This is a genomic window from Agromyces binzhouensis (genome assembly GCF_004135055.1).
Lineage (GTDB): Bacteria > Actinomycetota > Actinomycetes > Actinomycetales > Microbacteriaceae > Agromyces > Agromyces binzhouensis.
On sequence record NZ_SDPL01000131.1, the window covers coordinates 1 to 7,305 of the forward strand.

General features: G+C 70.3%; 6 protein-coding genes, 1 tRNA gene and 2 pseudogenes. 2 read left to right on the forward strand and 7 right to left on the reverse strand.

Features of this window, described 5'->3' with window-relative positions; genetic code table 11:
• The 4 genes and pseudogenes from ESO86_RS08270 to ESO86_RS08285 form a co-directional block, all read right to left on the reverse strand.
• Positions 1 to 183: pseudogene (locus tag ESO86_RS08270) on the reverse strand (FHA domain-containing protein FhaB/FipA); the annotation flags it as partial.
• Positions 180 to 926 (reverse strand): FhaA domain-containing protein, encoded by a 747-nt coding sequence (locus ESO86_RS08275; RefSeq protein ID WP_129234470.1) that lies wholly within the window; start codon positions 924 to 926, stop codon positions 180 to 182. The pseudogene ESO86_RS08270 and the gene ESO86_RS08275, both read right to left, overlap by 4 nt.
• A 99-nt stretch (positions 927 to 1,025) precedes the next feature.
• On the reverse strand, positions 1,026 to 3,548 hold the full coding sequence (locus ESO86_RS08280) for a glycoside hydrolase family 65 protein (RefSeq protein ID WP_129234471.1): 2,523 nt from the start codon (positions 3,546 to 3,548) through the stop codon (positions 1,026 to 1,028).
• Positions 3,545 to 4,345: an HAD family hydrolase gene (locus tag ESO86_RS08285; protein ID WP_129234475.1), complete on the reverse strand. Its 801-nt coding sequence runs from the start codon at positions 4,343 to 4,345 to the stop codon at positions 3,545 to 3,547. Before ESO86_RS08285 ends, ESO86_RS08280 begins: the two co-directional genes overlap by 4 nt.
• A 295-nt stretch (positions 4,346 to 4,640) precedes the next feature.
• On the opposite strand from ESO86_RS08285, the gene ESO86_RS08290 reads away from it, so the two are divergent.
• A tRNA-Leu gene (locus ESO86_RS08290) sits at positions 4,641 to 4,727 on the forward strand.
• A 710-nt stretch (positions 4,728 to 5,437) separates the two neighbouring features.
• On the opposite strand, the gene ESO86_RS08295 is transcribed toward ESO86_RS08290, so the two are convergent.
• The 3 genes from ESO86_RS08295 to ESO86_RS08305 form a co-directional block, all read right to left on the reverse strand.
• Positions 5,438 to 5,728 carry a hypothetical protein gene (locus ESO86_RS08295; protein WP_129234472.1) on the reverse strand — a complete coding sequence of 97 codons (291 nt, stop codon included), beginning with the start codon at positions 5,726 to 5,728 and terminating at the stop codon, positions 5,438 to 5,440.
• 87 nt (positions 5,729 to 5,815) lie between these two features.
• Positions 5,816 to 6,133, reverse strand: coding sequence for a hypothetical protein (locus tag ESO86_RS08300; RefSeq protein WP_129234473.1), 318 nt, complete (start codon positions 6,131 to 6,133; stop codon positions 5,816 to 5,818).
• A 160-nt stretch (positions 6,134 to 6,293) separates the two neighbouring features.
• Positions 6,294 to 6,833, reverse strand: a complete 540-nt coding sequence (locus ESO86_RS08305; protein WP_129234474.1) for a YaeQ family protein — start codon at positions 6,831 to 6,833, stop codon at positions 6,294 to 6,296.
• 60 nt (positions 6,834 to 6,893) lie between these two features.
• Here ESO86_RS08305 and ESO86_RS08310 point away from each other — a divergent pair.
• Positions 6,894 to 7,305, forward strand: a pseudogene (locus ESO86_RS08310) (hypothetical protein); the annotation flags it as partial.

The window sequence follows — 7,305 nt, forward strand, 5'->3', positions numbered from 1 at the left end:
GGTCGGGGCGGTCGCGCTCGCCGCCGGCGCGGCACCGGCCGAGGCGGCCGCGGCATCCGGCTGGAGCTTGCGGACGCGCTGGCCGAACAGGTCGCTGCGGAGCGCGTAGACGATGGCGAACACGAACACCCACAGCAGGAGCAGGAAGCCGAGCTGCAGGACGAGCAGCGTGAGTTCACTCATCGATCGGGCCCCCAGAATCCGCCGTCGTCGCGGCGCGGGGAAGCCGGGTCGATGCGGGAGGCCGCAGTCTCGGTCGGGTCGGCTTGGGCGAGCACCCGGAACACGATACGCGAGCGACCGATCGTGATGACCGAGTCGGGCTCGAGCACCGACTCCTTGACGGCGCGGCCGTCGAGCTGGGTGCCGTTCGTCGAGCCGAGGTCGCGCACGCGGGCCCGTTGGCCGTCCCACTGCACCTCGGCGTGCCGACGCGATGCGCCCGAGTCGTCGAGCGTGAGGTCGGCCTCGCTGCCGCGGCCGATGACCGTGCGGCCCTTGAGGATCGGATGGCGGCGGCCGTCGACGTCGAGCACGGGAGTCCAGGCGACGCGGCCCTTCACGTTCTGCGACTCGACCTGCACCATGCCCTCGGACAGGCCCGGATCGGGGTGGAGCACGATCGTGATGCCACCGGCGAACTGGAAGCGCTGGTTCGCAGCGTGCTTCTGCACCAGGTCGGTGAGCTCGTCGACGAGTGCCGGGCCGAGCGAGTCCATGCGCTGGTGGTCGGCGGGAGACATCCGCACGATGAAGCGGTTCGGCACGAGGACGCGGTCTCGGGAGACGACGGCCGCCTTCGTGTCGATCTCGCGCTTGAGCGCCGCCGTGATCTCCACGGGCTGCAGCCCCGAGCGGAAGGTCTTGGCGAACGCGCCGTTGACCGCGCGCTCGAGACCCTTCTCGAAGTTGTCCAGTAGGCCCACAGGTCTCCCGTCCGGTGCGTTTTCGACTCACATGCTAACCGCAGGCCGTGCCAATGCGCCGGGCTCCGGCACGAACGATGCGGTTCCGAGAGCTTCGACTCAGTCGAAGGCCGCGGCCTGCTCGTCCTCGTCCATGTCCAGCGACAGGGTCGGGATCGACGCCGTGAGCAGCGTGCCGTCGGCACGCCGCGCACCGCGGACGTTCCGCATCGTCGGTGCCCCGACCCGCCGCGCGCCGTGCCCGTCGAGCCGGACCGTCACGGGCGTGTCGGCGGTCACCACGACCTCTTCTCCGCGCACCTCGATCAGCAGCGAGGCGTTCGGCCCACCCGTCTCGAGCTGGAACCGGATCGCCTCCTCGGTCAGGTCGACCCTGACCCGGGTGCCCCGGATGGTGAGCCGGAACGAGAGCCGCTCCCAGCCGTCGGGGAGCCGCGGGTCGAAGGTGAACCGGCCGTTGTGGTCGCGGAAGCCGCCGAAGCCGGACACCAGCCCCGCCCAGACGCCGCCCGTGGAGGCCACGTGCACGCCGTCGGCGGCGTTGTGGTGCAGGTCGGCGAGGTCGACGAACAGCGCCGAGCGGAAGTAGCGCAGCGCGAGCTCGTGGTACCCGACCTCGGACGCGATGATCGACTGCACCACCGCCGACAGCGTCGAGTCGCCCGTGGTCAGCGGGTCGTAGTACTCGAAGTCGGCCAGCTTCTCCTCGGTCGTGAAGCGATCGCCCTGCAGGTACAGGGCGAGCACCACGTCGGCCTGCTTCAGCACCTGGAACCGGTAGATGACGAGCGGGTGGTAGTGCAGCAGCAGGGGGAGGCGGTTGTCGGGCGTGTGCTCGAGGTCCCACAGCTCCTTCTCGAGGAACGCGGCATCCTGCGGGTGCACGCCGAGCATCTCGTCGAACGGGATGTGCATGTACGCCGCGGCGCGGCGCCAGCCGGCGACCTCGGCCGGCGTCACCCCGAGCCGTTCGACGAGCCGCTTGTGCGCGTGCGGGTCGAGGACCTGGAGGTTGTCGACCGCCCCGGCCGCCGCGGCGAGGTTCGCGCGCGCCATGACGTTCGTGTAGAGGTTGTCGTTCACCACGGTCGTGTACTCGTCGGGTCCGGTGACCCCGTGGATGTGGAACACGTCGTCGGTGTTGGTGCGCCAGAAGCCGAGGTCCTCCCACATGCGGGCGGTCTCGACGAGGATGTCGATCGCGCCGCGCGCGAGGAAGTCCTCGTCGCCCGTCGCGGCCACGTACTGGCAGAGCGCGTACGAGATGTCGGCGTCGATGTGGTACTGCGCGGTGCCGGCCGCGTAGTACGCGCTCGACTCCTGGCCGTTGATGGTGCGCCACGGGAACAGCGCCCCGTGCTGGTTCATCTCGAGCGCGCGGGCGCGGGCGGGCTCGAGCATCCGCTGCCGGAATCGCAGCACGTTCCGCGCCACGATGGGCGCGGTGTAGCTGAGGAACGGCATCACGTAGATCTCGGAGTCCCAGAAGTAGTGTCCGCCGTAGCCCGAGCCCGACACCCCCTTCGCGGCGACGCCGCCGCCGTCGGTGCGGGCCGTGGCCTGGACGAGCTGGAACAGGTTCCACCGCGTCGCCTGCTGCAGCTCGGGCTGGCCGGCGATCTCGACGTCGGAGCGGGCCCAGAAGTCCTCCAGCCAGGCGCGCTGCTGCGCGAACAGCTCGGCGACGCCGACCTCGGCCCCCCGGTCGAGGGTGCGCTCGCACCGGTCGACGAGTTCGCGCGCAGGGACCTTCCTGGCCGTGTGGTAGCTGACGAGCTTCGTGATGCGGATCGGCACGCCCTGCCGGGCGCGGACGCGGTAGATGTGCTTGGCCAGGTCGTCGCCGATCGAGCTGCTCTCGCTGAACTCGTTGTCGGTCGTGATCGAGTGCTGCGCGCCGACCGCGATGGCCATCTTCGAGTTCGTCGTCTGGTAGCCGAGGACGTAGCGGCCGTCCTCCGTCCGCTTCTGCACGCGCGGCTGCAGCACGCGCTCGGTGAAGGTCTCGGCCTTGCGCGGGTCGAACGCGCCCGGCGCCTCCGTCACTCCGCTCCGGTACTCGTCGCGTCCGTCCTGGCGGTTCAGGATCTGGCTGGAGATCGTCACCGCCGCGTCGGCGTCGAGGAGCTCGACCTCGTAGTCGATCACGCCGAGGTGGCGGTCGGTGAAGCTCACCATGCGGCGGCTCGTGATGAGCACGCGCTTGCCCGACGGCGTGCGCCACTCGATCCGACGGCTCAGGACGCCGAGCCGGAAGTCGAGCCGGCGCTCGTACCCCATGATCTCGGCCTCGGTGAGGACGAGCGGCTCGTCGTCGACGTAGAGGCGCAGGACCTTGGCATCCGGCGCGTTGACGATCGTCTGCCCGACGCGCGCGAACCCGAACGCCTCCTCGGCGTGGCGGATCGGCCACGTCTCGTGGAAGCCGTTGATGAACGTGCCGTGCACGTGGCCGTCGCGGCCCTCCTCCACGTTGCCGCGGAGGCCCAGGTAGCCGTTGCCGACGGCGAAGAGGGTCTCGGTGCGGCCCATGTCGTCGACGCCGAACTCGGTCTCGACGAGCGCCCACTCGTCGACCGGGAAGATCGTGCGGTTCAGCGGATCGGTGTCGGCGAACCTCATGCGCGGTCCTCCTCTTCTGGTGCGGTGGGTGCTGCGGCGGTCGGGGTCTGGGGGTCGGCTGCGTCGTTGACGATGGCGGATGTCTCTCCGGCGCGCTCGAGGGCCGGGATGAGCTCGTCGAGCTCGTCGACGATCACGTCGGCGCCGAGTTCGGTGAGGGCCTCGCGCCCCACCCCGCGGTCGACGCCGACGACGAGCGCGAACGGACCGCTCGCGCCGGCCTTGACGCCCGACTCCGCATCCTCGATGACGGCGCACTCCTCGGGCGCGAGGCCCAGGAGCTCGGCCGCGCGCTCGAACATGTCGGGCGCCGGCTTGCCGACGATGCCCTCGCGCGCGGCGACCGCGCCGTCGACCACGACCTCGAAGCGCTCGGCGAGCCCTGCAGCCTCGAGCACCGCGGGCGCGTTCTTGGAGCTCGACACCACCGCGACGTCCCCGCCCGCACGCTCGATCGCGTCGAGCAGCGCGACGCTCGCGGGGTACGGCTCCACGCCCTCCTCGGCGAGCGTCGCGTTGAAGGCCTCGTTCTTCCGGTTGCCGAGCCCGTGCACGGTCTCCTCGGTGGGCGCGTCGGACACCTCGCCCTCGGGCAGGCGGATGCCGCGGCTCTCGAGCAGCGACCTGACGCCGTCGTAGCGCGGCTTGCCGTCGATGTAGGCGAAGTAGTCGGCGTCGCGGTACGGCTCGGCGCCGTGCGCCTCGAGGAACGGCGCGAACAGGCGCGCCCATGCGTGCATGTGGACGACCGCGGTCGGCGTCAGCACCCCGTCGAGGTCGAACAACCAGCCGCGGATGCCGCCGAGGTCGACGTCGTGCGGATCGACGGGCGCATGCGCGTCGCGGGGGTGGGTCACGGGCGATCCTTTCGATCGGGGGCGGGTCGGGCGCCGGTGCCGTGGTGCAAGGCTAAGCCCGCAGTCGTCGGCGGCGCGAGATGCGGTCGCGGTTCCGGGCGGATGCGAAGGGACTCCGGTGGCCGCTCGTGGCCCGCCGCACGGGGCGGGCCGCCCGCGGCATCCGCGGATTCGGGCGCCCCGATGACCTGTGTTAGTCTCGGTTGGCTGGTTCGCACCTCGTGCGAAGCGGTATGCGCAAGTGGCGGAATAGGCAGACGCGCACGGTTCAGGTCCGTGTGCCCGTGAGGGCGTGGGGGTTCAACTCCCCCCTTGCGCACCACCATCCAATCGGCCCGGGTCATCGACCCGGGCCGTTTTCCGTTCCGGGTCCGACACCCTCGCCAGAGGGTCACTCTCTGGGCGGATGGTGCGGGAGTATGAACGAGACAGCTCTGACGAAGTCGGATGTCGTTCGTTCGATCTACGACCCGACCGCCGGCGCCGGTGGCATGGCGCAGCTCTGGTCGCGTTCACCACTGGTACTCAGGAGCGCGACAGAAGTTGTCCGGCTCCGCCGGTCTCGGCGCGAGTCCGCCGACGATGAGAGCTATCGAAGGGGTCTCCGTTCGATCGACGGGAGGCCGGGCCAGGTCGCCCTCGAAGTCGTGATCAGCGGTGACGCTGTCTCGCGCGTTGCGCTTGTCATGGCGGGTGAGGCAGGGGCTTTCGGAGCGGATCGCCAAAGATCGGAACATTGGATGCTGTGGCGGGGTGCACCTCGATGGCTGCGCAAGCGTGGAACGACAATCCCAAGAGCGTGGAATCGCGCAAACGACGGAGGCTGGGGAGCCGCCCACGTATGGGCATGATCGATTTCCCGAACACACCACCACCCACGAGAACGGCTCGGTCCCGTGCGGATCGGGCCGTTCTCGCGTTCAGCCGCTCTCCGAGATCAGACTCGGAGGCGGATACGGGCGTCCGGTCATCAGGAAGTCGTGCGGAGCGCGACAGCTCGCTGAAGCTCCCGTCACCCGCCGTGGCCGGCTCTCAGGATGGTCGTTCCATCATCCTCAGCTCCGCGCCGACGCCGAGGTCCTCGACGGCGACCTGCAGCGTGCGCTGCGCCATCTGGACGAGCTCGTCTCTGGCCCCGATCCGGGCTGACAGGGAGCCGGCTACGTCGACGAGGGCGTTCAGGATGAAGAGGTCACGCCATGGGTCGGGGTCCGGCCGCCTCGGGTCCGGAGGGTTCGGGTCCTCCCACCACCAGCGAATCGGCATGTACAACGGGAAGCAGACCTTCTCCCCGTTGACCTCGACGCAGATCTGATGCGACATGGTTCCCCCTATCTCCTCGTCAGCCGGCGCGCGCCACCGGCGCCGGCCCCACCGAAGCGCGCCCTGGCGGGGCACGCTCCGACAAGTTCAGTCAGTTGCCGCCCTCCGGTCGACGCTCCTCAGTTCGGCGCCGACGCCGAGATCCTCGACAGCGGCGGTCAAGGCACCATGGGCCATCTGCACGAGCTCGTCCCGAACATCGATCCGTTCGGACAATGACCGGGCAAGATCGACCAAGACGTCCAAGATCACCAGGTCACGCCAAGGCTCGGGGTGAGGGCCGAAGATATTCCCCCACGGATCCGGTGTCGGACCGAACGGGTCCACCCATCTCCGCCGGACCGGCTCGTACAGAGGGAAGCACAGGGTCTTCCCGTCGACTTCGATGCAGATCTGGCTTGGCATGATTCCCCCGAATGCACCGCGATGAGCGGATGCCGCCGAACGCAACACTGGCACTGACCGATGGCTCCTGCGACCCCCGAACGGGGGCGGAAATCCGCGCGGTGCGTGATCCCGCCAGGTGCGTGCGTGTGAGGTGCACCGGATCGGGCCGTACTCGCGTTCAGCCCGCCCGCTGCTCGTGGATCGCCGTGCTGAGGCTCGACCCGTTCAGCTCGAGGTACAGGTGGCGTTCCGTGACCGAGAGGGTCATCGAGTTCCGGCGCTCCAGCACCGCGGCGACGTCGTCGACGAACCCGGGGTCGAAGCTGACCAGCGGGATCTCCTCGGCGCGATGGATCCGCTTCCCCGCCCACGCCGCGGCGACCTTCGCAGGATCGCGGTGCGTGTAGACGGCGGCGCGATCGGCGAGCTTGGCCCCGCGGTGCAGGCGGTCGGCATCCGGGGCGCCGACCTCGATCCAGGCGAGCATGCGCCCGGTGTCGTCGCGCACGAGGACGGCCGGCTCGTCGGTCGCGGCGATCCCCTCGCTGAAGGCGATGCCCTCCTCGTACTCGAGGCAGTAGGCGAGCAGGCGGGTCACCATGAACGCGTCCGTCTCGGAGGGGTGCCGAGCCATGCGGAGCGTCAGGCTCTCGTAGCGGCCGCGGTCGACGTCCGCCAGTTGCACATCGAACGTGTGGATCGTCGCACCGAGGGCCATGGTCCACGAGCCTACGGGCGCGGCACGGGAAACCCGCCGCCGCGCGAATAGGCTGCGGGCATGCGCCCGTTCCTCCGTTCGACCGTGCTGCCGGCGCTCGGAGCGATCGCGGTGCTCGCGGCGGTCGGTCGGGCAGTGCGACGCATCGGCGGCGACGACCCCGTCGAGGACCGGGCGGTGCGCGCGCTCCAGTCGACGTTCGGACACGGGCCGGTCGACGGTGATCGCGGCGTGCCCGTCGAACCACCGGAGGCCCGCGAGCTGCTCGATCGGCTCACCCACCCGCTCTCGTGGTACTCGGGCGTGCCGCAGACGATCGCGAACGGGGCGTTCTGGTGCGGCGCGACCTGGTGGCTGACGCGCGACCGTCGCTCCGCGGTCGCCCCCGGGGCGGCCCTCGCGATCGAGACCGCGTGCTTCGTCGCATCCGCCGCCGTCGTGGGGCGGCCGCGGCCGCGGGGCGTGTGGCGAC

Bases quoted from the DNA above. Each gene is read 5' to 3' on its own strand.
- ESO86_RS08280 (WP_129234471.1), bottom strand. From the start codon at position 3,548: ATGAGGTTCGCCGACACCGATCCGCTGAACCGCACGATCTTCCCGGTC.
- ESO86_RS08295 (WP_129234472.1), bottom strand. From the start codon at position 5,728: ATGTCGCATCAGATCTGCGTCGAGGTCAACGGGGAGAAGGTCTGCTTC.
- ESO86_RS08300 (WP_129234473.1), bottom strand. From the start codon at position 6,133: ATGCCAAGCCAGATCTGCATCGAAGTCGACGGGAAGACCCTGTGCTTC.
- ESO86_RS08305 (WP_129234474.1), bottom strand. From the start codon at position 6,833: ATGGCCCTCGGTGCGACGATCCACACGTTCGATGTGCAACTGGCGGAC.